Origin of the sequence: Miniimonas arenae (assembly GCF_006351005.1) — a bacterium.
GTDB lineage: Bacteria > Actinomycetota > Actinomycetes > Actinomycetales > Beutenbergiaceae > Miniimonas > Miniimonas arenae.
In genome coordinates this window covers 1-22,168 of the sequence record NZ_VENP01000052.1, presented here as the reverse complement: position 1 = coordinate 22,168, position 22,168 = coordinate 1, and the positions used below count along the sequence as shown (strand labels likewise).

At 74.1% G+C, this 22,168-nt stretch carries 18 protein-coding genes and 1 tRNA gene; 14 read left to right on the top strand and 5 right to left on the bottom strand.

All coding sequences use genetic code 11. The features are described from left to right. Window positions 1-115: 115 nt before the first annotated feature. The 8 genes from FH969_RS12070 to FH969_RS12035 all read left to right on the top strand — a co-directional run bounded on the left by FH969_RS12070 (window position 116) and on the right by FH969_RS12035 (window position 8,611). Window positions 116-1,774 (top strand): xylulokinase, encoded by a 1,659-nt coding sequence (locus FH969_RS12070; protein WP_139987403.1) that lies wholly within the window; start codon window positions 116-118, stop codon window positions 1,772-1,774. 51 nt (window positions 1,775-1,825) lie between these two features. Then, complete coding sequence (locus tag FH969_RS12065; protein WP_108718168.1) at window positions 1,826-2,536, top strand: L-ribulose-5-phosphate 4-epimerase; 711 nt, start codon at window positions 1,826-1,828, stop codon at window positions 2,534-2,536. 87 nt (window positions 2,537-2,623) lie between these two features. Beyond that, complete coding sequence (gene araA, locus FH969_RS12060; RefSeq protein WP_108718167.1) at window positions 2,624-4,171, top strand: L-arabinose isomerase; 1,548 nt, start codon at window positions 2,624-2,626, stop codon at window positions 4,169-4,171. A gap of 338 nt (window positions 4,172-4,509) precedes the next feature. Further along, a complete protein-coding gene (locus FH969_RS12055) occupies window positions 4,510-5,925 on the top strand; it encodes an APC family permease (RefSeq protein WP_139987402.1) in 1,416 nt (471 codons plus the stop codon). Window positions 5,926-6,054: 129 nt separating this feature from the next. Next, window positions 6,055-7,086, top strand: a complete 1,032-nt coding sequence (locus FH969_RS12050) for a zinc-dependent alcohol dehydrogenase (RefSeq protein WP_139987401.1) — start codon at window positions 6,055-6,057, stop codon at window positions 7,084-7,086. A gap of 68 nt (window positions 7,087-7,154) precedes the next feature. Beyond that, window positions 7,155-7,619: a hypothetical protein gene (locus FH969_RS15300; RefSeq protein WP_180359778.1), complete on the top strand. Its 465-nt coding sequence runs from the start codon at window positions 7,155-7,157 to the stop codon at window positions 7,617-7,619. Window positions 7,620-7,681: 62 nt separating this feature from the next. Beyond that, window positions 7,682-8,488 carry a DsbA family protein gene (locus tag FH969_RS12040; RefSeq protein WP_108718163.1) on the top strand — a complete coding sequence of 269 codons (807 nt, stop codon included), beginning with the start codon at window positions 7,682-7,684 and terminating at the stop codon, window positions 8,486-8,488. A 49-nt stretch (window positions 8,489-8,537) separates the two neighbouring features. Then, a tRNA-Thr gene (locus FH969_RS12035) sits at window positions 8,538-8,611 on the top strand. Window positions 8,612-8,655: 44 nt separating this feature from the next. Here the strand turns inward: FH969_RS12035 and FH969_RS12030 are convergent. Together FH969_RS12030 and FH969_RS12025 are read right to left on the bottom strand one after the other, a co-directional pair. Then, window positions 8,656-9,534 (bottom strand): SGNH/GDSL hydrolase family protein, encoded by an 879-nt coding sequence (locus FH969_RS12030; protein WP_108718162.1) that lies wholly within the window; start codon window positions 9,532-9,534, stop codon window positions 8,656-8,658. Window positions 9,535-9,617: 83 nt separating this feature from the next. After that, window positions 9,618-10,301, bottom strand: a complete 684-nt coding sequence (locus FH969_RS12025) for a uracil-DNA glycosylase (protein WP_139987399.1) — start codon at window positions 10,299-10,301, stop codon at window positions 9,618-9,620. A 271-nt stretch (window positions 10,302-10,572) separates the two neighbouring features. Between FH969_RS12025 and FH969_RS12020 the strand changes: the two genes are divergently transcribed. From FH969_RS12020 to FH969_RS12000, 5 genes are all read left to right on the top strand, one after another. After that, window positions 10,573-10,908, top strand: a complete 336-nt coding sequence (locus FH969_RS12020; RefSeq protein ID WP_139987398.1) for a DUF3263 domain-containing protein — start codon at window positions 10,573-10,575, stop codon at window positions 10,906-10,908. Window positions 10,909-10,917: 9 nt separating this feature from the next. Then, window positions 10,918-11,535 carry a LytR C-terminal domain-containing protein gene (locus FH969_RS12015; RefSeq protein WP_139987397.1) on the top strand — a complete coding sequence of 206 codons (618 nt, stop codon included), beginning with the start codon at window positions 10,918-10,920 and terminating at the stop codon, window positions 11,533-11,535. Between the two features lie 155 nt (window positions 11,536-11,690). Next, a complete protein-coding gene (gene mqo, locus FH969_RS12010; protein ID WP_139987396.1) occupies window positions 11,691-13,160 on the top strand; it encodes a malate dehydrogenase (quinone) in 1,470 nt (489 codons plus the stop codon). Further along, the gene (locus tag FH969_RS12005; RefSeq protein ID WP_139987395.1) at window positions 13,160-14,650 is read left to right on the top strand and encodes a phytoene desaturase family protein; all 1,491 of its coding nucleotides are present in this window, start codon (window positions 13,160-13,162) and stop codon (window positions 14,648-14,650) included. The genes mqo and FH969_RS12005 overlap by 1 nt, the downstream gene beginning before the upstream one ends. Window positions 14,651-14,690: 40 nt before the next feature. Beyond that, window positions 14,691-16,808: a S9 family peptidase gene (locus FH969_RS12000; RefSeq protein WP_139987394.1), complete on the top strand. Its 2,118-nt coding sequence runs from the start codon at window positions 14,691-14,693 to the stop codon at window positions 16,806-16,808. A 20-nt stretch (window positions 16,809-16,828) separates the two neighbouring features. Here FH969_RS12000 and FH969_RS11995 read toward each other — a convergent pair whose 3' ends face one another. The 3 genes from FH969_RS11995 to FH969_RS11985 are packed head-to-tail and all read right to left on the bottom strand — an operon-like array spanning window position 16,829 to window position 19,743. Next, complete coding sequence (locus tag FH969_RS11995) at window positions 16,829-17,761, bottom strand: hypothetical protein (protein WP_180359777.1); 933 nt, start codon at window positions 17,759-17,761, stop codon at window positions 16,829-16,831. Further along, window positions 17,743-18,339 (bottom strand): hypothetical protein, encoded by a 597-nt coding sequence (locus tag FH969_RS11990; RefSeq protein ID WP_139987392.1) that lies wholly within the window; start codon window positions 18,337-18,339, stop codon window positions 17,743-17,745. The genes FH969_RS11995 and FH969_RS11990 overlap by 19 nt, the downstream gene beginning before the upstream one ends. A 9-nt stretch (window positions 18,340-18,348) precedes the next feature. Beyond that, complete coding sequence (locus FH969_RS11985) at window positions 18,349-19,743, bottom strand: glycoside hydrolase family 15 protein (protein WP_139987391.1); 1,395 nt, start codon at window positions 19,741-19,743, stop codon at window positions 18,349-18,351. Window positions 19,744-20,082: 339 nt separating this feature from the next. Between FH969_RS11985 and groL the strand changes: the two genes are divergently transcribed. Next, window positions 20,083-21,711, top strand: a complete 1,629-nt coding sequence (gene groL / locus FH969_RS11980) for a chaperonin GroEL (protein ID WP_108718154.1) — start codon at window positions 20,083-20,085, stop codon at window positions 21,709-21,711. Window positions 21,712-22,168: the final 457 nt, after the last annotated feature.

The window sequence follows — 22,168 nt, the reverse complement described above, 5'->3', positions numbered from 1 at the left end:
GCTCACATCACCACGACGGACGCGACCGCCGCGCGCGAGCGCAGCGGCCGCCGCAAGGATCACGACGGCACAGGACCGGGCAGTGCGGCTCGGAGAAGGGCGGGTCCCGGTGACCATGCTGAACAGCTCGCAGGGCGACGCGCCCGAGACCGGCGCGGCCCGCGCGGACCTGCTCGCCGGTCGCACCACGCTGGGCATCGAGCTCGGCTCGACCCGAATCAAGGCCTGCCTCGTCGGCGCCGACCACGCGGTGCTCGCCACGGGCAGCCACGCGTGGGAGAACCAGTACGTCGACGGCGTGTGGACGTACGCCCTCGACGCGGTGTGGGCTGGGCTCCAGGACGCCGTCGCGGCGCTGCTCGCCGACGTCGAGCGCACCCACGGCGTGCGCCTGACGACGGTCGGGGCGATCGGGGTCTCGGCGATGATGCACGGCTACGTCGCCCTCGACGCGTCCGGCGAGCAGCTGGTGCCGTTCCGCACGTGGCGCAACACGTCCACGGGCCCCGCGGCGGCCGAGCTGACCGAGGCGCTCGGCACGAACATCCCGCTGCGCTGGACCGTGGCGCACCTCTACCAGGCCGTGCTCGACGGCGAGCCCCACCTCGACCACGTCGCCCACGTCACGACGCTGGCCGGCTATGTGCACGGGCGCCTGACGGGGGAGAAGGTCGTCGGTGTGGGCGACGCGTCCGGCATCTTCCCGATCGACCCCGCGACGGGCGACTACGACGCGGCCGCGCTGGCCACCTTCGAGGGCCTCCTGGCCCGCCGCCGCGGTGGCGAGACGGACGCGACGGCGCTGCCCGCCGTCGTCGACCTGTTCCCCGCCGCCGTGCCGGCCGGCCGGCCCGCGGGCGCGCTGACCGCCGAGGGCGCCGCGCTGCTGGACCCGAGCGGCGTGCTCACGGCCGGCATCCCGCTGTGCCCGCCCGAGGGTGACGCGGGAACGGGGATGGTGGCGACGAACGCCGTCGCGCCGCGCACGGGCAACGTGAGCGTGGGCACGAGCATCTTCGCGATGGTCGTGCTGGAGCGCCCGCTCGCGGCCGTGCACCACGAGATCGACCTCGTCACGACGCCCGCGGGCGACCTCGTGGCGATGGTGCACTGCAACAATGGCGCGAGCGAGCTCGGCGAGTGGGCGAGCGTCTTCCACGCCTTCGCCGGAGCGCTCGGCCACCCGGCGGACGCCGACGAGGTGTTCGGCGTGCTGCTGCGCGCCGCGCTCGACGGCGAGCCCGACGGTGGCGGCCTGCTCGCCTACAACTACCTCGCGGGCGAGCCGATCACGGGGCTGACGCAGGGCCGGCCGCTCGTGGTGCGCACGCCGGACAGCCGGCTGACTCTGGCCAACTTCGCCCGCACCCAGGTCTTCGGCGCGTTCGGCACGCTCAGCCTCGGCATGCGGATCCTCGAGCGCGAGGGCGTCGAGGTCGACGCGCTGCTCGCGCACGGCGGGCTGTTCCGCACTGCGGGCGTCGCGCAGCGGCTGCTCGCTGCCGCCGTCGGGGCGCCCGTCGCCGTCGGCACGACCGCCGGCGAGGGCGGCGCCTGGGGGATCGCGGTGCTCGCCGCGTACCTCCTGGCCGCGCAGGCGTCCGACGGCGAGGCCGCGCCCGATCTCGGCACCTGGCTCACCGAGCGCGTCTTCGCCGACGCGGCCTCGGTCGTGGTCGAGCCGGACCCGGCCGACGTGGCCGGCTACGCGAGGTTCCTCGAGCGCTACGAGGCGGGCCTCGCCGTCGAGCGCGCCGCCGGCGAGAGCGTCTGAGACCGTCCCGCGAGCCAACCGCGAGAACCCGCGAGAGAAGGAGCGAACCCGATGACCGAGTCCCGGACCGTCCCCGAGCACCTGCGCGACGCCGTCGCGCAGGCCCGCGTACAGGTCGCCGCGCTGCACGCCGAGCTGCCGAGGTGGGGGCTGGTGGTGTGGACCGCCGGCAACGTCTCCCAGCGCGTGGTCGCCGATCCCGACGGCGGGCCCGGACCCGAGGACCTGCTGGTCATCAAGCCGTCCGGCGTCACCTACGACACGCTCACGCCCGAGTCGATGGTGGTGTGCGACCTCGACGGGACGCTGGTCGAGGGCGACCGCTCGCCGTCGAGCGACACCGCGGCGCACGCGTACGTGTACCGCCACATGCCCGAGGTCGGGGGCGTGGTGCACACGCACTCGACCTACGCGACCGCGTGGGCCGCGCGGCGCGAGCCGATCCCGTGCGTGCTCACGATGATGGCCGACGAGTTCGGCGGCGAGGTGCCGATCGGGCCGTTCGCGCTGATCGGGGACGACTCGATCGGCCGCGGCATCGTCGAGACGCTGCGCTCCTCGCGCAGCCCCGCCGTGCTCATGGCCAACCACGGGCCGTTCACGATCGGGGCCGACGCCAAGGCGGCGGTCAAGGCGGCCGTGATGGTCGAGGAGGTCGCGCGGACGATCCACATCGCGCTCCAGCTCGGCACCCCGCACCCGATCGAGCAGGACAAGATCGACTCCCTCTACGACCGGTACCAGAACGTGTACGGGCGCTGACGCGGCACGCCCTGCCAGTCGAACCGCCCGTACTGCCCGTCCTTGGCTTCCCCTCAGATCCGCTGCACTGACCCGAAGGACCCGACGATGACCGTTACTCCCGGCACGCCTCCCACCAACCCCACCACCGCCGACCCGTTCGCCGGGCGCGAGATCTGGTTCCTCACCGGGAGCCAGCACCTCTACGGCCCCGAGACGCTCGAGGAGGTCACGGCGAACTCGCGCGACATCGTCGCGCTGCTGGACGGCTCGCCGGAGATCCCGGTCCGCGTCGTGTTCAAGGAGCTGCTCACCGACACCGAGGCCATCCGCCGGGTGGCGGACGAGGCCAACGCGAACCCCGCCGTCGTCGGCGTCATCGCGTGGATGCACACGTTCAGCCCCGCGAAGATGTGGATCACCGGCCTGGACGCGCTGCGCAAGCCGTTCCTGCACCTGCACACGCAGGCCAACGTCGAGCTCCCCTGGGCGGAGATCGACATGGACTTCATGAACACCAACCAGGCCGCGCACGGCGACCGCGAGTTCGCGTACATCGCCTCACGGCTCGGGATCGCGCGTAAGACGGTCGTGGGGCACGCCTCGCGCGCCGACGTGCGGGCCGAGATCGGCACGTGGGCCCGCGCGGCGACCGGCTGGGCGCACGCCCGCGGCCTCAAGCTCGCCCGGTTCGGCGACAACATGCGGTTCGTGGCCGTCACCGAGGGCGACAAGACCGAGGCCGAGCGCGTGTTCGGCGTGCAGGTCAACACGTGGGGCGTCAACGAGCTCGCCGCGAAGGTCGCGGCCGTGTCCGACACCGAGGTCGACGCCCTCATCGAGACCTACCTCGCCGAGTACGACGTCGCCCCCGAGCTCCTGCCCGGCGGCGAGAAGCACCAGAACCTGCGCGACGGCGCCGCGATCGAGGCCGGGATGCGCGCCTTCCTCGTGGAGGGCGGGTTCTCCGCGTTCACGACGAGCTTCGAGGACCTCGGCGACCTCAAGCAGCTGCCCGGGCTCGCGGTGCAGCGGCTGATGGCCGAGGGGTACGGGTTCGGCGCCGAGGGCGACTGGAAGACCGCGATCCTCGTGCGCGTCGCGAAGGTGATGGGCCACGGCCTGCCCGGCGGCGCGTCGCTCATGGAGGACTACACCTACGAGCTCGCCGAGGGCCGCGAGAAGATCCTCGGCGCGCACATGCTCGAGGTGTGCCCGTCGCTCACCGTCGGCCGGCCGCGCCTGGAGGTGCACCCGCTCGGCATCGGCGGCAAGGACGACCCGGTCCGGCTGAAGTTCGACACCGACCCGGGCGAGGCCGTCGTGGTGTCGCTCGCCGACCTGCGCGAGCGGTTCCGGCTCGTCGCGAACGTCGTCGACGTCGTCGGGCCCGACCACGAGCTGCCCAACCTCCCGGTCGCCTCCGCGGTGTGGGTGCCGCGGCCGAGCTTCGCCACGTCCGCGAAGGCGTGGCTGCTCTCGGGCGCCGCGCACCACACGGTGATGAGCACCGCCGTCGGGATCGAGGCGTGGGAGGACTTCGCCGAGATCCTGCGGACCGAGCTCGTGGTGATCGACGAGGACACGACGATCCGCGGGCTGAAGAACGAGCTGCGCTGGAACGCCGCGTACTACCGCCTCGCCCAGGGCTTCTGACCTTCGCGAGGTGATTTCCGTCCTTTCGCGAGAGGGTTCCGGTCCTTTCGCGAGAGGGATTCGGTCCTTTCGCGAGAGGGTTTCGGTCCTTTCGCGAGAGGGTTTCCGTCACCCCGCTGACCCGCGTCTCGCCGAGGACGGCCGGTGGCGACGAGAACGGTCCGCTGCGGGCCGTTCTCGTCGCTGCGGGCCGTTCCCGCGCGCGAGGGCGGAGCCCGGGGGATGCGCGCGAGGGAGGAGCGCGGGGGATGAGCGCGGGGGATGAGCGCGAGGCGTCCGCGTACGAGCTCGCCCCGCAGCACTCTCGACAAGCAGGGCGCCGCAGGCGCAGGCTGTGACTGGTGACGACCCACACCGCTGCGGAGCCGGAGCTGAAGCGGGCCATCGGCCCGAAGCTGCTGCTGCTGTTCATCGTGGGGGACATCCTCGGTACCGGCGTCTACGCCCTGACGGGCCAGGTCGCGGGGGAGGTCGGGGGAGCGGCGTGGCTGCCCTTCCTCATCGCGTTCGCCGTCGCGACGCTCACGGCGTTCAGCTACCTCGAGCTCGTCACGAAGTACCCGCAGGCCGCCGGCGCGGCGCTGTACACGCACAAGGCGTTCGGCATCCACCTCGTGACCTTCCTCGTCGCCTTCATCGTCATGAGCTCGGGCATCACGTCGGCCTCGACGGCGTCGCGCGCCTTCGCGGCGAACTTCGCCACCGGCGTGGGGTGGGACGCCTCCGCGACGGCGATCCTCGCCGTCGCGCTCGTGTTCATGGCGCTCCTGGCGCTGGTGAACTTCCGCGGGGTCGGGGAGAGCGTCAAGGCCAACGTCGTGTTCACCCTCATCGAGCTCTCGGGCCTGCTGCTCGTCATCCTCGTGGGCCTCACGGCGTTCGGGATGGCCGACTTCTCGCGCGTGGTCGCGTTCGACACGCCGCAGGACAAGAGCGTCTTCCTCGCGGTCACGACCGCGACGTCGCTCGCGTTCTTCGCGATGGTCGGCTTCGAGGACTCGGTCAACATGGCGGAGGAGACGAAGGAGCCCGCGCGGATCTTCCCCCAGATCATGCTGACGGGCATGGGGATCACCGGGGTGATCTACGTGCTTGTCGCCGTCGTTGCGGTGGCGCTGCTCCCGGTGGGTGACCTCGCCGCGAGCGAGACGCCGCTCGTGGAGGTGGTGAAGGTCGGCGCCCCCGGCCTGCCGATCGACCGGATCCTGCCGTTCATCTCGATGTTCGCCGTCGCGAACTCCGCGCTCATCAACATGCTGATGGCGAGCCGCCTCATCTACGGCATGGCGCGCCAGCGCGTGCTGCCGCCCGTGCTCGGCAGGGTGCACGAGGGGCGGCGGACACCGTGGGTCGCGATCGTCTTCACCACCGTGATGGCGTTCGGCGTCATCACGGCCGTGTCGCTGACGCCGGACTCGAACGTCATCGCCGTCCTGGGTGGCACGACGGCGCTGCTGCTCCTCGCGGTGTTCGCCGTTGTGAACGTCGCGGTGCTCGTGCTGCGCCGGGACCCGGCGCCGCCGGAGGCCTTCCGGACGCCGACCGTGATCCCGGTGCTGGGGGCCCTCAGCTGTCTCTACCTCGTCACCCCGCTGGCCGGTCGCGACCCGCTGCAGTACCGGGTCGCGGGGACGTTGCTCGTCGTCGGGCTCGTGCTGTGGGGGATCACGTACGCCGTGAACGCCCGGCTCGGGGTGAAGCCGACGCGGTGGCAGGACCCGGACTCGTTCTCCTCGTCCGGCCCGGTGAGCTGAGGCGCGAGTCCGGTATTGATTTGATGGCTAAACTAATGAGCTAGGGTGGGAGAAACCGCCCCCGTGTCGAGGAGAGAACTCGCCGTGTCGAGCCAGCCCACCGCCATCCCGTCCCCCCTTCCTGCACGGATGCATCGCGGCCGGCTGCACGCGGCCGGCGACCTGCGCATCGACGAGGTGCCGCTGCCCACGCCGGGGGAGGGGGAGACGCTCGTCCGGATGACCGACATGGGTTTGTGCGGCAGCGACCTGCACTGGTTCGCGGAGGGCGGCATCGGCGACGCCGTGCTCACCGAGCCGCTCGTGCCCGGTCACGAGCTCGCCGGCATCGCCGTCGACGGGCCGTTCGCCGGTCGCCGGGTGGCCCTCGACCCGGCGATCCCGTGCGAGCACTGCGCGCTGTGCGCCGAGGGGCACCGTAACCTCTGCCCGCAGGTTCGCTTCTCCGGCCACTCCAGCACCGAGGGCGGCCTCGTGGAGTACAAGGTGTGGCCGACCCACCTCCTGCACCCCCTCGCCGAGGGGATGACCGGCGCCGACGGCTCGGTGCTCGAGCCACTCGGCGTCGCGCTGCACGCCTGGGACCTCGCCCACGCGCGGCTCGCGCACGACATCGTCGTCGTCGGGTGCGGGCCCATCGGACTGCTGCTCGTCCAGCTCGCCAAGGCCTTCGGCGGCGGCGGCCGCGTCGTCGCGATCGAGCCGCTCGACCACCGCCGCGAGGCCGCGCTGCGCTACGGCGCGGACGCGGCGTTCGCGCCGGGCGAGCTCGACGCCGCCGCAGCGGCGCTCTCGGACCCGCTGGGTGCGCACACCGTCTTCGAGGTCGCCGGGAACGACGACGCGATCGCCTCCGCGGTCACCCTCGCCCGCCCCGGGGCGCGGGTCGTGCTCGCCGGCATCCCGGACGACGACCGCTCCTCCTTCGGCGCCGGTGTCGCCCGCCGCAAGGGCCTCACCTTCGTCATGGTGCGCCGGATGAAGGAGATGTACCCGCGCGCCATCGCGCTGGTGGCCTCCGGCGCCGTGGACGTGCACTCGCTCGTCACCGAGCGCCTCCCGCTGAGCGAGGCGGCCGAGGCCTTCGCGAGCGGCGTCGCGCGCCGCGGCCTCAAGGTCGTCATCGGGATCGACGCCGGGCTCGACTCCGCGATCGACTGACGCGACCGACGCAAGCGCCAGCGAGCGCCGGCGACCGACGCAAGCCCTCGCGCCCGTACCATGGACCGGTGCGGATGCGAGTGACGACCACGGTGGCGCTCGCCGTCGTGCTCGCCGGGTCGCTGCGCGCCCTGGCCGCCTCCGGCCTCGTCGAGCTGCGGGCCTGCGTGCCCACGGGTCACGCGATGCTCGAGGCGCACCTCGCCTTCCTCCGTCCGGTCGACGCCTGCCCCACCGGGGTGGGGCTCGACGACGGCGCGGTCGCGGTGGTCTGCTCCCTCGCCCTCACGACGATTGTGGCCTGGTCCTGGGGGCTGACGGGTGCCGGCACGGTCGGGCTGCTGGCCCGACGAGCCGGTGCGCTCGTGCGGCGCGTGCTCGACGCCGTGCTCCCCGGTCGCCGGGTGCCGCGGGTCGGCGGTCCCGTCCGGGTCGCCCGGTCGCTGCGCACCCCGCGCCCGAGGGTGGTGCGCCGCACGCTGGTGAGCGGCGCCGTCGTGGCCTGGCGGGGTCCGCCCGCGCTCGCCGCCTGACGCCGCCGCGCCGTCGGGCACCCGCGACCCACCTTCCGCACGACCTCCCCGATGGAGACCTCATGACCACCCCCAAGAACACCAAGCCCACCCGCGAGCAGCGCCGCGACGCCGCTCGCGCCCAGGCCGAGAAGCTGCGCCAGGAGCAGGCCGCCCGCGAGCGCCGGAGCCGGAACATCCTGCTCGGTGTCCTCGCCGGCGTCGTCGTCCTCGTCGTCGCTGCCGGCATCTGGATCTACGCCGAGTCCCAGAAGACCCTGCTCGACGAGTTCGACGGCGCGACGCCCGCGAACTCCGACAGCAGCGGCGGCATCTCGGTCGGCGCCACGGCCGCCGGCACCGTGAACGAGGGCGCCTCCGACCTGCAGGTGTACCTCGACTTCATGTGCCCCTACTGCGGCATGTTCGAGGACGCCAACGGGTCCGACCTCGACACGCTGCGCAGCTCCGGCGACCTCACGGTGACCTACCACCTGCTCGCCAACCTCGACAGCCTCTCGATGGGCACGCAGTACTCCACCCGCACGGCCAACGCGGCGGCCACCGTCGCCTCCGAGGCCCCGGACGCGTTCGTCCCGTTCGTCGAGGGCCTGTTCGCACAGCAGCCCGAGGAGAACACCGAGGGCCTCACGGACGACGAGATCGCCCAGATCGCCGTCGACGCCGGCGTGCCGCAGGAGGTGGCCGACACCTTCACCGACGGCACGTACAACGAGTGGGTCGCCGTCGCCACGCAGCAGGCCAAGCGTGAGGGCGTCAGCGGCACCCCGACCGTCAAGCTGGACGGCAAGACCCTGCCGCAGACGGTCAACTTCTACGAGCCCGGCACGCTGTCCTCCTACCTCGCCGAGCAGGGCGTCGGAGGCTGAGGTCCGCCTGCGGCGGCGTGGCATGATGGCCGCGCCGCCGCGGCGGCACGCCTCCTTAGCTCAGCTGGCCAGAGCAGCTGTCTTGTAAACAGCAGGTCGTCGGTTCGAATCCGACAGGGGGCTCCGTCACCGTCGTCGGTGCGGTGCGCAGTGCCCGACGGCGAGCGTCACTCGAGCGCGTCGCTCGCCACGTCGACGGCTCGCACGGTGCTCCACTCCGGCAGCTTCGCGACCCGCAGGTCGCCCGAGGACCGGCCGTGCAGGCGGCGGGTGGCCCACGGGTAGGCGTGGTCACGCACCCACGCCGCGTCGACGCCGAGCTGGCGCAGCGCGGGCAGCGCGGCCAGCGGCTCGAGCGGGTCGTCCCAGCCCGGGTCGTCCGGCGTCAGGCCGAGGCCGACGAGCGCGGCCTGCGCGACCCTCGCGTGGCCCTCGGCGGTGAGGTGGATCCGGTCGGTGGCCCACATCCGCCAGTCCCGCAGCGCCCGCAGACCCCACACGTCGACGACGTGCGCGCCGTGCCGCTGCGCGATCGTCCACAGGTGGGCGTTGAACACCCCGACCCGCGACCGCGTCGCGGACACGAGCGGGGAGTCCTTCGTGTCCATCCCGGTCGCCAGCAGCACGTCGCACCCGGCCGCGCGCAGCTCGCGCACGGCATCCTCGAGCAGGCCCGCGATCCGGTCCAGGTCGACGGCGGGGCGCAGGATGTCGTTCCCGCCCGCCACCAGCGAGACGAGGTCGGGCCGCAGCTCGAGCGCACGTGGCACCTGCTCGGCCACGACGGCGGGCAGCAGCCGTCCGCGGATCGCCAGGTTCGCGTAGCGCACCTCGCCCGCGGGTGACCGCGCGGCGAGGTGGGCGGCGAGCATGTCGGCCCAGCCGCGCACGCGCAGGTGCGTGACGTCCGGATCGTGCGGGTGGTCGCTCGCCCACCGCGACAGGTCCGGGTTCGCGGCGCCGTCGTCGTCGACGACGTCCCACAGGCCCTCCGAGAAGGAGTCGCCGAGCGCGAGGTAGGAGGTCCACCGGGACGTGGTGCTCATGGCCCCATGGTGCCCCACGCCGCCCGCCCCGCGCCCCCTGCGCGCGGGTGGGATGCGCGCGGGTGGGATGCGCGCGGGTGGGATCAGGGCAGGCGCCAGTCCACGGGCTCCGCTCCCTGCTCCACCAGCAGCGCGTTCGTGCGGCTGAAGGGTCGCGACCCGAAGAACCCCGCGTGCGCCGACAGCGGCGAGGGGTGCGGGCTCGCGACGACCGGCACCGACCCGAGCGCCCCGCGCAACGTCTGGGCGTCCCGGCCCCACAGGATCGCGACGAGCGGACCGCCCCGCGCCACCAGAGCCGCGATCGCCGCGCTGGTCACCTCCTCCCAGCCCTTCCCCCGGTGCGACCCGGCAGCGCCCGGGCGCACGGTCAGCACTCGGTTGAGCAGCAGGACCCCGGCGTCGGCCCACGGCGTGAGGTCGCCGGTGGTGGGCATCGGGACGCCGACGTCGTCGACCAGCTCGCGGTAGATGTTGGCCAGCGAGCGCGGCACCGGCCGCACGTCGGGCGCGACCGAGAACGAGAGCCCGACGGCGTGACCCGGCGTCGGGTACGGGTCCTGCCCGACGACCAGCACCCGCACGTCGGCGAGCGGCCGCTCGAACGCCCGCAGCACGTGCGCGCCGCCCGGGAGGAACGAGCGCCCCGCCGCGAGCTCGGACCGCAGGAACTCGCCCATCGCGTGCACCTGGGGCTCGACGTCGGCGAGCGCGCTCGCCCAGTCCGGGGCGACGAGCTCGGCGAGGGGGCGCGGTGATGTCGGCACGTCCGCGATCCTGCCGGATGTTCCGCCCGCGGTCGTTCCGCCGTCGTGCCCGCAGCCGTGCCCGACGGCGTCGCGTCGGCGTCGCGTCGGCGGGCGCGTCGGCTCGCCGAGCGCGTCGCACCGGTCGTCCGACGGTGCGTCCCGCACCCGTGGGGGTCGAATGACACCGGTGTCGTTCGCCCACTACCATGACCGGGACGAGGGTTCCGGGCGCGACGCGCGGTGGGACCGGCTCCCGGCGACGAAAGCCGGACCGACGTGAGGAGGACCGATGAGCGCAGTGCCCGAGCACGCCGCCCCGGGCGTCGAGCCCGACGGCTCGCGCAGCGACGCCGGCCTCGAGAACGGCCTCACCGACACCGAGCGTGCAGTCCTGGAGTTCGAGCGCGGCTGGTGGCGGCACGGCGGTGCCAAGGAGTCGGCGATCGCCGAGCTGTTCGGGATGACCGCGACGCGGTACTACCAGACCCTCAACGTGCTCATCGACTCCCCGGCGGCGCTCGCGGCCGACCCGATGCTCGTCAAGCGGCTGCGGCGCCTGCGCGCGCAGCGGCAGCAGGCTCGCCAGGCGCGACGCCTCACCGATCTCCCGGCCGCGGGCCGATAGTCTCCCCACGTGGCCCAGGACGACTACCCCTACCCCGAGGACGAGTTCGACGTCCTCGGCCGTGAGCGCTCCCCGCAGGCCGTGCACCGCGCGCCTCGCCCGTGGTGGCGCGTGTGGGGGCCACTGATCGCCGTCGTGATCCTGGCCCCGCTGCTCGCGATCGCCGTGGTCAAGCTCGCGACGTCGGACGGCGGCTCGCCCGCCACCGAGCCCACCCCCGTGGTCACTGCGACCGAAGACGCCACCGACGGCGCAGCGGCGACCGACGGCGCGGCGAGCGCCGAACCGAGTGCCGACGCGAGCACCGAGCCGAGCTCGGAGCCCACGCAGGAGGAGTCGCAGGCGCCCCCGCTCGACCAGGCCGTCGCGGTCAGCGTCCTCAACGGCGCACGCGTCCAGGGTCTCGCCGGATCGGTCCAGGAGCAGCTCGTGGCGGCGGGCTGGACCTCGGTGAGCTCGGGCAACTACCAGTCGGCCGAGCCGACCGTGTCGACCGTGTTCTACCGCGACGCCGATCTCGCCGACGAGGCGCAGGCCATCGCGCAGACGCTCGGCATCGGCCCCGTCACCGAGCTCGCGAGCGTCGAGTCGATCACCGTGGTGCTGCGCTCCGACTTCACGGGCTGACGGCGCCCCGCCCCCGTCAGCACGCCGCCGTCGGCCTCCGTACCACCCCGTCGGCCCCGAGCGAAGAACCGGGCACCTTCCGCGCACGGACGCATCGGCGTGATGTGCACGACCCCGGTTCCGCGTTCCGTCCGCCGACGTTCTACGGTGGGCCCATGCCCACACCGCGCAACGACGCCACGGTCGACTACGCCCTCATCGGCGGCGGCATCATGAGCGCCACCCTCGCGCTCCTGCTCACCGAGCTCGACCCCGGCGCCACCGTCCACGTCTACGAGCGCCTGCCCGAGGCCGCGCAGGAGAGCTCCAACCCGTGGCGCAACGCCGGGACCGGGCACGCGGCGCTGTGCGAGCTGAACTACACGCCCGAGCGCCCCGACGGCAGCATCGACATCGCGAAGGCCGTGGCCGTGAACGAGCAGTTCCGCGCCTCGCGCGAGCTGTGGTCCTACCTCGAGGCCAAGGGCGCGCTCGGGGAGGAGTCGGCGTTCCTGCACGACGTGCCCCACCTCACGCTCGTCACGGGCGCGGACGGCGTGGACTTCCTGCGCCGGCGGTACGAGGCGATGCGCGCGCACCCGAACTTCGCGGCGATGGAGTACTCCGAGAGCCTCGAGGAGATCCGGTCCTGGGCACCGCTGCTCGGCGCCGGGCGTCCGGCCGACGAGCCGATCGCCGCGACCCGCGTGGTCGAGGGTACCGACGTCGACTTCGGCGCCCTCACGCGCGACATGTTCGCCGCCGCGAAGCGCCGCGGCGTCGTCGTCCACCTCGGCGCCGAGGTTCGCGGGGTCCGGCGCGACGGCGACGGGTGGCGCCTGCGGATCCGGGACCGGTCCTGGCAGACCATCGGCGAGCCGGCGACGGCGCGCGCCCGGTTCGTCTTCGTCGGCGCCGGCGGCGGCGCGCTGCGGCTGCTGCAGTCCTCCCGCATCCCCGAGATCCGCGGCTACGGCGGCTTCCCGATCGCGGGGCAGTTCCTGCGCACGTTCGACCCCGACCTCGTCGCGCAGCACCACGCCAAGGTCTACGGCCGCGCCGAGGTCGGTGCGCCGCCGATGTCGGTGCCGCACCTGGACACCCGCGTGGTCGGGGGGCGCACCGCCCTCATGTTCGGGCCGTTCGCCGGCTTCAGCATGAAGTTCCTCGTGCACGGCTCGCTGTTCGACGCGCTGCGCACGATCCGCCCCGGCAACCTGCTGCCGATGCTCGCCGTCGCGAAGGACAACCTCGACCTCGTGACGTACCTGGTCAAGGAGCTCGTCGCGACGCCGGCGCAGCGCCTGCGGACGATGCAGAAGTTCTACCCCGACGCGGGCAAGGCCGAGTGGACCCTCATCAACGCCGGTCAGCGCGTGCAGATCATCAAGCCGCACCCGACGAGGAAGGGCTCGCTGGAGTTCGGCACCGAAGTTATCGCGGCCGGCGACGGCAGCATCGCGGGCCTGCTCGGCGCCTCGCCGGGTGCCTCGACCGCGGCGTTCGCGATGTCGAAGGTCATCGAGCAGTGCTTCGGCGACGACCGGCCCGAGTGGGTCGATCGGCTCCACGAGATCATGCCGAGCCTCGCGGGCGGTGGCAGCAGCAAGCGTCGTGATCCCGCGAAGCCGGTGGGGCCGGTCTGATGGCCCGCGAGGAGGTCGACGCCGTCGTCGTCGGCTCGGGACCGAACGGGCTCGCCGCCGCGGTGACGCTCGCACGGGCCGGGGTCGGCGTGCGCCTCTACGAGGAGCAGGACACCCTCGGCGGCGGGTCCCGGACCCTCGATCTCGAGCTCGCTCCCGAGCTCGCGCCCGGTCTGCGCCACGACATCTGCTCCGCGGTGCACCCCATGGCGCTCGCCAGCCCGTTCCTTGCCGAGTTCGACCTCGCCGCGCGCGGCGTGGACCTGCGCGTCCCGGAGGTCTCCTACGCCCAGCCGCTCGACGGCGGGCGGGCTGGCCTGGCCTGGCACGACCTGGACCGCACGGCGGCCGGGCTCGGCGCCGACGGCGCGGCGTGGCGCGCGCTGCTGGGCCCGCTCGTCGAGCGGCCCGAGGCTGTGGTCGGTCTCGCGATGGGCGACAAGCGCTCGGTGCCGCGCGAGCTGCTCGACCCCTCCGGGGTGCGTGCGGCCCTCGCGTTCGGCGCGGCCATGCTCGAGCAGGGCACGAACGCGTGGGGCCGTCGGTTCACCGGCGACGTCGCACCTGCCCTGATCACGGGCGTCGCGGCGCACGCGATCGGACCGGTCCCCGGCCTCGCCGCCGCCGGCACGGCCCTCCTGCTCGCGAGCCTCGCGCACGCCGGCGGCTGGCCGATCCCCGTCGGCGGCAGCCAGGCGATCACCGACGCGCTCGTGGCGGACCTGCTCGCGCACGGCGGGGAGATCGTCACCGGCCGCGGCATCACCACCTGGCGGGAGCTGCCCCGCGCGCGCACCTACCTCTTCGACACGACCCCGACCGCCCTGCTGCGGATCTGGGACGAGCGGCTGCCCGCGAAGGTCTGGGACGCCTACGCGGCGTACGAGTACGGCGACGCGGCCGCGAAGGTCGACTTCGTGCTCCGGGAGCCGGTGCCCTGGGCCGCGGAGGGCGTCGAGCACGCCGGCACGGTGCACGTCGGCGGCTCGCAGCAGGACATGGTCTACGCCGAGCAGGCGGTCGCCGACGGCTGGCACGCCGAGCGGCCCATGGTCCTCGTGAGCGACCCGACCGTCGTGGACCCCTCGCGACGCGTGAACGGCGCGATCCCGCTGTGGACCTACGCGCACGTCCCGCACGGCTCGCCCGAGGACGTCACGGAGGCGGTGACCGCCCAGATCGAGCGCTTCGCGCCCGGCTTCCGCGACGTCGTCGTGACCTCGCGGTGCGTGCCCGCGGACCGGATGGCCGCGCACAACGCCAACTACGTCGGCGGCGACATCGCCGCGGGCGCGGTGACCCTGACCGGGATGATCGCGCGCCCGCGCGCCGCGTGGGACCCGTACGCCACGGGCGTGCCGGGCGTGTACCTGTGCTCGGCGTCGACGCCCCCCGGGCCCGGCGTGCACGGGATGTCCGGCTGGTTCGCCGCGCGCCGTGCGCTGCGGCACCGCTTCGGCCAGCGCTCGGCCCCGTCGCTCGCCCCCTGACCTGCATCGGGACGGCAGCCGCAGGACGTAGGGTCGAGCGGTGAAGCCCGAGCACCTCGCGCTCCTGCGCGTTCCCGGCCGTCCCACCGTCGATCCCACGGGGGGGTACGCCGTCGCCGCCGTCGCGCGGCCCGACCTCGACGAGGACGCGTACCGCAGCCGCCTGTGGCGCTTCCCGCTGTCCGGCGCACCCGCGTGGCCGCTGACGGCCGGGGAGTCCGACAGTCAGCCCGTGCTGTCCCCCGACGGCCGCCTGCTCGCGTTCCTGCGCCGCGTGGACGGGCGCGCCCAGCTCGCCGTGCTGGACACCCGGGGCGGGGAGCCGCGCGTGCTCACCGCGCACCGCCTCGGCGTGGAGGGCCGGCCCGTCTGGTCGCCGGACTCCACCCGCCTCGCCTACGTGGCGCGGGTGCCGGAGGAGGGCCGCTTCTCCACACGCGACGGCGTGGGTCCCGAGGCCGAGCCCGCGCGCCGGATCACCCGGTTCACCTACCGCAGCGACGGCGTCGGGTTCACGATCGGCCGCCCCACGCACATCCACGTGCTCGACGTGCCCCGCGCCGCGCGGCCGGTCGAGGGCGCGCCCGAACCGGTCCGGCCGCTCCGGCTGACCGACGGCGAGCTCGCCGTGATCGACCCCGTCTGGACGCCGGACGGCGCGGCCCTGCTGGCGCTGCGCGCGCGGGCCGACCGGCTCGGCGCCGACCTCGTGCGGCTCGCGCTGCCGGAGCGTGGGCAACCGGACGGCAGGCCGGACGGCCAGCCCGGCGACGCATCCGACGACAAGGAGGCCGCGCGCGACGGGGTGCTCGTCCCCGTCCGCCCCGTCGTCGTCGAGCTGCCCGGCACGCTCGTCGCCGACGCCGTGGCCTTCGGACCCGACGCACCCGACGTCCTGCACCTGCTCGTCTCCGACCTCGGCCCGGACGCGCTCGGCTTCGTCGGCACGAACTCGGCGCTCGCGCGCGGTCGCCTCGACGGCGGCACGCTCACCGACGTCCGCGTGCTCACCGATCCGCTGCTCGACGACCTCGCGGGTGGCACGGGCGACGGCACCTTCCAGGTGCTGCCCGGCGGCGCGGACGCACCCGTGCTGCTGCGCCGCGTGCGCCGGGGCCGCACCGAGCTCGTGCTCGCCCGGCCGACCACGGCCGAGGGGGCGGGCGGGGGAGAGGCGGTGCTCGACGTCGTGCACCCGGGCTCGATCACCGGCGCGACGGCGCTCGCGGACGGGCGGCTCGTCGCGAGCGCGACGCTCGTGGACTCCCCGGGCGAGCTGCTGCTGCTCGAGCCGGCCACGCTCGACGCGTCCGCGCCCGACGGCGAGACCCGCCTCACCGACCTCGCCGCGCCGCTGCGGGAGATCGCCCCGGTGCGGGTGCCCGTGGTGGTGCCGGCGACGTCCGCCGACGGCGAGCCCGTGCACGGCTGGCTCACCACGCCCGACCCCGCGGTGCACGGCGAAGGCCCGTACCCGACGCTGCTGCTCATCCACGGCGGCCCGTACGCCGCGTACGAGGACACGTTCTTCGACGAGGTGCAGGTCTACACGGGGGCGGGCTACGCCGTCGTGTACGGCAACCCGCGTGGGAGCGCCGGGTACGGCGCGGCGCACGGACGCGCGATCGTCGAGGGCTTCGGCACGGTCGACGCCGACGACGTGCTCGCGCTCCTCGACGCCGCCTTCGCAAGGCACGCCGAGCTCGACGCCACGCGCGTCGGCGTCCTCGGGGGCTCGTACGGCGGGTACATGACGGCGTGGCTCACGACCCGGCCTGACGCGCGTGAGCGGTTCCGGGCCGCGATCGTCGAGCGCGGGTTCCTGGACCCGGTGAGCTTCGAGGGCTCGAGCGACATCGGCTGGTTCTTCGGCCTGCGTTACCTCGGCGAGGACGCCGACCGCGTCGCGGCGCAGAGCCCGATGGCCCGGATCGGCGACGTCGTGACGCCGACGCTGGTCATTCACTCCGAGCAGGACTGGCGGTGCCCGGTGGAGCAGGGGCAGCGCTGGTTCGTGGGGCTGAAGCGGCGCGGCGTGGAGGCGGAGCTGCTGCTGTTCCCGGGCGAGGGGCACGAGCTGTCCCGGTCGGGGCGGCCGACGCACCGTCGGCAGCGGTTCGAGGCGATCCTGGACTGGTGGTCCCGCTACCTCGCCTGAGCCGTAGCACCCGTCAGGCGTCAGCGACGCGCGAACCGGCGCACGAACGGCAGCCGTTCGAGCGGCAGGAACGCGGCCCAGCACACCACGGTCGGCAGGAAGTGGATGCCGAGCGACAGGTACGTCATGAGGTGGAAGAACAGGAAGACGCCGATCATGAGGTACAGCCACCTCCCGCGCAGCCACAGCACCACCGGTGAGGCGAGCTCGAGCAGGAACAGCCCCCACTGCCCGATCACGAGCAGCCACGGGTAGTCCAGCGTCCACCGGATGAGCGCCGACCCGCGTCGGGTGATCGCCCAGACGAACACCGCCGAGGTGGGCCAGCCCCACAGCGAGCCGGCGCGCAGGATCTTGAGCACCGCCGACCCCACGTACGTAGCGACGACGGCGAGCTGCACGCTGCGCAACGCCCACCCGGCCGCCTCGCTCGGGCGCGTGTCGCCGAGGGTGGCGCGGCCCGCCGTCGGGAGCACGGTGATCGCGACCATGATCGCGAGGTGGTCGTGGCTGACGTAGCCGAAGCCCATCGAGTTGAGCATCCAGACCCAGAACGCGCCCGCGAGGAGCCAGCCCGTCGTGCGCTGCCAGCGGCCCGCGAGCACCGCGGCGATCGCCAGCACGACCAGCGCGAGGATGCCCCACCTCAGAGCGATCGCGACCTCGGGCGTGAGCGGCGGCAGGTGCAGCGCGCGGGCCAGCCACGTCGGGCGGTACAGCTCGGGCACGTAGGAGTGCGCCACCACGCTCGCGCGGATCCAGAGGATCTCCAGCGGCAGGAACGCGTAGAGGAGGATCCGGAACACGGCGAGCCGCGCCCGGGGCACGGGCGCGACGAACCAGCGCACGACGGCGGAGGCTCGCCCCCGCGGCTCGCTCGCCTCGGCCGGGGGTCGGCTCGCCGCCGACTGGTGGCTCGCCGTCGTGCCGCCCGTCACGGCTGCACCTGCCACTCGGCGAGCGTCTCGATCGTCGGCTCGCCCACGGCGCGCCCGTTCTCCAGCTGCGTGACCGAGCGGCGCAGGTAGAGGACCTCGGGCTGCGGGCGGTCCGGCCGCAGCTCGGCGTAGGAGTCGGCGATCTGCTGGAGCAGCGACGGGTCGTCGATGAAGCGGCCGAGCTGTCCCTCGATCTCCCCGCGCTGGATGCCCGTCGACCCGGCCGACAGCCCGAGCGTGCGCGGCTGCGTCTCGCCCTCGAACAGGGCCTCGACGTAGACCGACCGGATCGTGCCGTTGACGTCCTTCGGCGCGCCGTACTGCGAGAGGGAGCCGAGCGGCCAGAAGTCGTCGGTGTCGACCACCTGCGCCGTCGCGAGGACCCCGAGCACCGCGGCGGTGGCGACGAGCCGCCAGATCAGTCCTCGGCGGGGGAGCCGGTCGACGGGCTCGGCGGGCGCCGTCGACGGCCCTGCCTGCTCGACGGCCTGCTCGCCGGCCGACTCGCCGTCGGGCTGGCCGCCGGCGCGCTCGGGCCCGACCGTGGCCCGTCCGCGGGCCCGGTCGGCACTCTCGCGGGCGGTCCGGGACACCGCGCCAACCTAGCGCGCCGGCAGCGCGCAGGCCGCGAGAACCACGGTGGCCGCGGTCCAGGCCAGGGGTGCGACCTCGGCCGGACTACCGTCGGCGAGCACCTTCTCGGGCAGCGCGCCGGAGGCGGTCCGGTGCTGCTCCAGCCAGGTCAGGAGGTCGGTCGCGAGGTCGACGTCGCCGGCGCTCGCGGCCGTCAGGGCGAACAGGCTCGTCTGGGGCGTCCACGAGACGCCGTCCTGGCGCCATGCCGCGCCGGGCGCGAGGCCACCCGCGGGGCGGGCCAGCGCGGTGAGACTCGCCCGCCACGCGTCCTCGACCCCGTCGACCGACGCGTTGAACGGCGGCAGCAGGAACGCCACCGAGGCGTCGAGCGCGTCGAGCGCCGGCCCGGAGGTGCCGTACCGGCGGAAGCCGGGTCCGAACGCGCGCTCGACGGCGTCGCTCACCTCCCCGGCGCGCGCCGCCGCCGCGTCGGCCACCTCGGCGCCGACGACGTCGCCCAGGCGCGCCGCCGCCTCGAGCCCGGTGAGCACGGCGCCCGCGGTGCCGAGCGTGAGGCGCTGCTCGGGCAGCTCCCAGTAGTCCGACGACGCCGGCGGGAGGACGTCGCCGTCGCCCGGGTCGGTGACGGCGAGCAGGTGCGCCGTCGCGGCGGAGGCCAGGGGCTCGACGGCGACCCGCGCCGAGGCGAGCGCTGCGGGGGAGTGCTCGCGCACCCGGGCGAGCACGCCGTCGGCGGCCCAGAGGACCCAGCCGACGCCGTCGAGCTGGTCCTCGCGGGCGTCCGGCACGCCGTCGCCCGTGGGCAGGTAGCGCGCGGCGAAGGCGCCGTCGGAGCGCTGGACGCCGGCGAGGAAGGACAGGACGGCGAGGGCGTCGTCGGTGTGGCCGGTCTCGGCGAGCGCGAGGGCGGCGAACGCGGCGTCGCGCGGCCAGACGTAGCGCCACGGGCTCGACCAGCCGGCGACGAGCGCGCCGGGTGCGGCGGGTGTGCCGTCCGGGGACGTGGGCGCGAGCAGGACGTGCAGGTCGAGCAGTGCGCCCTCGACGAGGTCGGCGAAGGCGCCGGGGCTCTCGCCGTCGGGGGAGCACGTGGTCCCGGCCTCGAGCCACGCGCGCTGCTGTGCGGCGAGGGCCGCCGCGGCGGGATCGGTCGCGGCCGCCTCGGCGAGGACGCGGGAGCCGGGGGAATAGGTCGCGCCGGTTCCGGCGGGGACGGCGTGCACGACGCCGTCGGCGGAGACCGCGAGCCCGTCCTGACGCAGCGGGGTGGTCGCGAGCGTGGCGACCCCCGAGGTCGGCGCGATCGACGCGAGGGCCGCGAGCACGGCGCACACCGCGACGCCGCGCCGCTGGCGCGCGTCACGTCCCCCGGGGCCCCCACGCCCCGACCCGCCGGCCATCGGGCCACGGTAGTCCCGCCGTCGGGCCCCCGCGTGCCGACTCGCGCCGCTTCCCGCCGCACCCGGCCTCGGGAGCGTGCGCTCGCCGTCGGGAGCCGTGTGCCGACTCGCGCCGCTTCCCGCCGCACCCGCCTCGGGAGCGTGCGCTCGTCGTCGGGCCCTGCTTGCACTCGGGAGGGGAGAGTGCCAATAATGGCGTTAGCACTCTCGCCGTGAGAGTGACAACAAGGCCGGTACCGATGAGGCGCCGCGCCGGGCGGGACATGACCGCCCGGGGTGACGTCGTCCGTCGCGGGCATCGCCCGGCCACCACCCCTCACACGGAGGATCTACAGCCACATGGCCAAGATCATTGCCTTTGACGAGGAGGCCCGTCGCGGCATGGAGCGGGGCCTCAACCGCCTCGCCGACGCCGTCAAGGTCACCCTCGGCCCGAAGGGCCGCAACGTCGTCCTCGAGAAGAAGTGGGGCGCCCCCACCATCACGAACGACGGCGTCTCGATCGCCAAGGAGATCGAGCTCGACGAGCCGTTCGAGAAGATCGGTGCCGAGCTCGTCAAGGAGGTCGCCAAGAAGACCGACGACGTCGCGGGCGACGGCACCACCACCGCCACCGTGCTCGCCCAGGCGCTCGTGCGCGAGGGTCTGCGCAACGTCGCCGCCGGCGCCAACCCGATCGCCCTCAAGCGGGGCATCGACAAGGCCGTCGAGGCCGTCACCGAGGCCCTGCGCACGCAGGCCAAGGAGATCGAGACCAAGGAGGAGATCGCCGCCACCGCCGCCATCTCCGCCAACGACCCCGCGATCGGCGAGCTCATCGCCGAGGCGATCGACAAGGTCGGCAAGGAGGGCGTCATCACGGTCGAGGAGTCCAACGCCCTCGGCCTCGAGCTCGAGCTCACGGAGGGCATGCGCTTCGACAAGGGTTACCTGTCGGCGTACTTCGTGACCGACCAGGAGCGCCAGGAGGCCGTCCTCGAGGACGCCTACGTGCTGCTCGTGGAGTCGAAGATCTCCACCGTCAAGGACCTGCTCCCGCTGCTGGAGAAGGTCATCCAGTCGGGCAAGCCGCTCGTCATCATCGCCGAGGACGTCGAGTCCGAGGCCCTGGCGACGCTCGTGCTCAACAAGATCCGCAACATCTTCCGGTCCGTCGCCGTCAAGGCGCCCGGGTTCGGCGACCGCCGCAAGGCGATGCTGCAGGACATGGCCATCCTCACCGGTGGTCAGGTCATCTCCGAGACCGTCGGCCTCACGCTCGAGAACGCCGACCTGTCCCACCTGGGCCAGGCGCGCAAGGTCGTCGTCACCAAGGACGAGACCACGATCGTCGAGGGCGCCGGCGACGCCGAGCTCATCGAGGGTCGCGTGCAGCAGATCCGCGCCGAGATCGAGAACTCCGACTCCGACTACGACCGCGAGAAGCTCCAGGAGCGCCTCGCGAAGCTGGCCGGCGGCGTGGCGATCATCAAGGCGGGCGCGGCCACCGAGGTCGAGCTCAAGGAGCGCAAGCACCGCATCGAGGACGCCGTGCGCAACGCGAAGGCGGCCGTCGAGGAGGGCATCGTCGCCGGTGGTGGCGTCGCCCTCATCCAGGCGGGCAAGGTCGCGTTCGAGGGCCTGTCCCTCGAGGGTGACGAGGCGACCGGCGCGAACATCGTGTCCGTGGCCATCGACGCTCCGCTCAAGCAGATCGCCGTCAACGCCGGCCTCGAGGGCGGCGTCGTGGCGGAGAAGGTCCGCAACCTGCCCTCCGGCCACGGCCTCAACGCCGCGACCGGGGTGTACGAGGACCTCCTCGCCGCCGGCGTGAACGACCCGGTCAAGGTCACGCGTTCCGCGCTGCAGAACGCCGCGTCGATCGCGGGCCTGTTCCTCACCACCGAGGCCGTCGTGGCCGACAAGCCGGAGAAGGCTCCGGCCGTCCCGGCCGGTGGCGGCGACGACATGGGCGGCATGGGCTTCTGAGCCTCGTCGCCTGAGGGCGCTGACTGAGGGGCCGGTTCGTCGGTTCCTCGGGCGGCTCCTCTCGCCTCACGTACGACGCACGACGCACGACGGCGGGCGGTCACCTTCGGGTGGCCGCCCGCCGTCGTTTGTACGGGCGGCGCCAGAGCCACCTGCTCCCACGCGCGACACCGCTGGCTCGGCGCGCCGCCCCGGGGGTGGTCACCTGGGGTGCTCCACCGCAGGGTGGCTCACCGCGCCACGGGCCCTGGCTGACCTGCACCGACGCCGGCGGCCCCCTGAGGTACGCCGCGGCCGGTGGCAGCGGTCTTGCCGCGTGTGGGGTGGACGTGGCGGTGACCGTGTCCACGTGGGACGCGCCGCGGGGGTCGGGGCCGCGTGTGGGGTGGACGTGGCGGTGGCCGTGTCCACGTGGGACGCGCCGCGGGGGTCGTGGCCGCGTGTGGGGTGGACGTGG

Excerpts from the sequence above, each read along its gene's own strand:
- mqo (WP_139987396.1), top strand. The coding sequence starts at position 11,691 with ATGCCCACACCGCGCAACGACGCCACGGTCGACTACGCCCTCATCGGC.
- FH969_RS11985 (WP_139987391.1), bottom strand. The coding sequence starts at position 19,743 with ATGGCCGGCGGGTCGGGGCGTGGGGGCCCCGGGGGACGTGACGCGCGC.
- FH969_RS12040 (WP_108718163.1), top strand. The coding sequence starts at position 7,682 with ATGACCACCCCCAAGAACACCAAGCCCACCCGCGAGCAGCGCCGCGAC.
- araA (WP_108718167.1), top strand. The coding sequence starts at position 2,624 with ATGACCGTTACTCCCGGCACGCCTCCCACCAACCCCACCACCGCCGAC.
- FH969_RS12070 (WP_139987403.1), top strand. The coding sequence starts at position 116 with ATGCTGAACAGCTCGCAGGGCGACGCGCCCGAGACCGGCGCGGCCCGC.
- FH969_RS12005 (WP_139987395.1), top strand. The coding sequence starts at position 13,160 with ATGGCCCGCGAGGAGGTCGACGCCGTCGTCGTCGGCTCGGGACCGAAC.
- FH969_RS12020 (WP_139987398.1), top strand. The coding sequence starts at position 10,573 with ATGAGCGCAGTGCCCGAGCACGCCGCCCCGGGCGTCGAGCCCGACGGC.
- FH969_RS12050 (WP_139987401.1), top strand. The coding sequence starts at position 6,055 with ATGCATCGCGGCCGGCTGCACGCGGCCGGCGACCTGCGCATCGACGAG.
- FH969_RS12065 (WP_108718168.1), top strand. The coding sequence starts at position 1,826 with ATGACCGAGTCCCGGACCGTCCCCGAGCACCTGCGCGACGCCGTCGCG.
- groL (WP_108718154.1), top strand. The coding sequence starts at position 20,083 with ATGGCCAAGATCATTGCCTTTGACGAGGAGGCCCGTCGCGGCATGGAG.
- FH969_RS12030 (WP_108718162.1), bottom strand. The coding sequence starts at position 9,534 with ATGAGCACCACGTCCCGGTGGACCTCCTACCTCGCGCTCGGCGACTCC.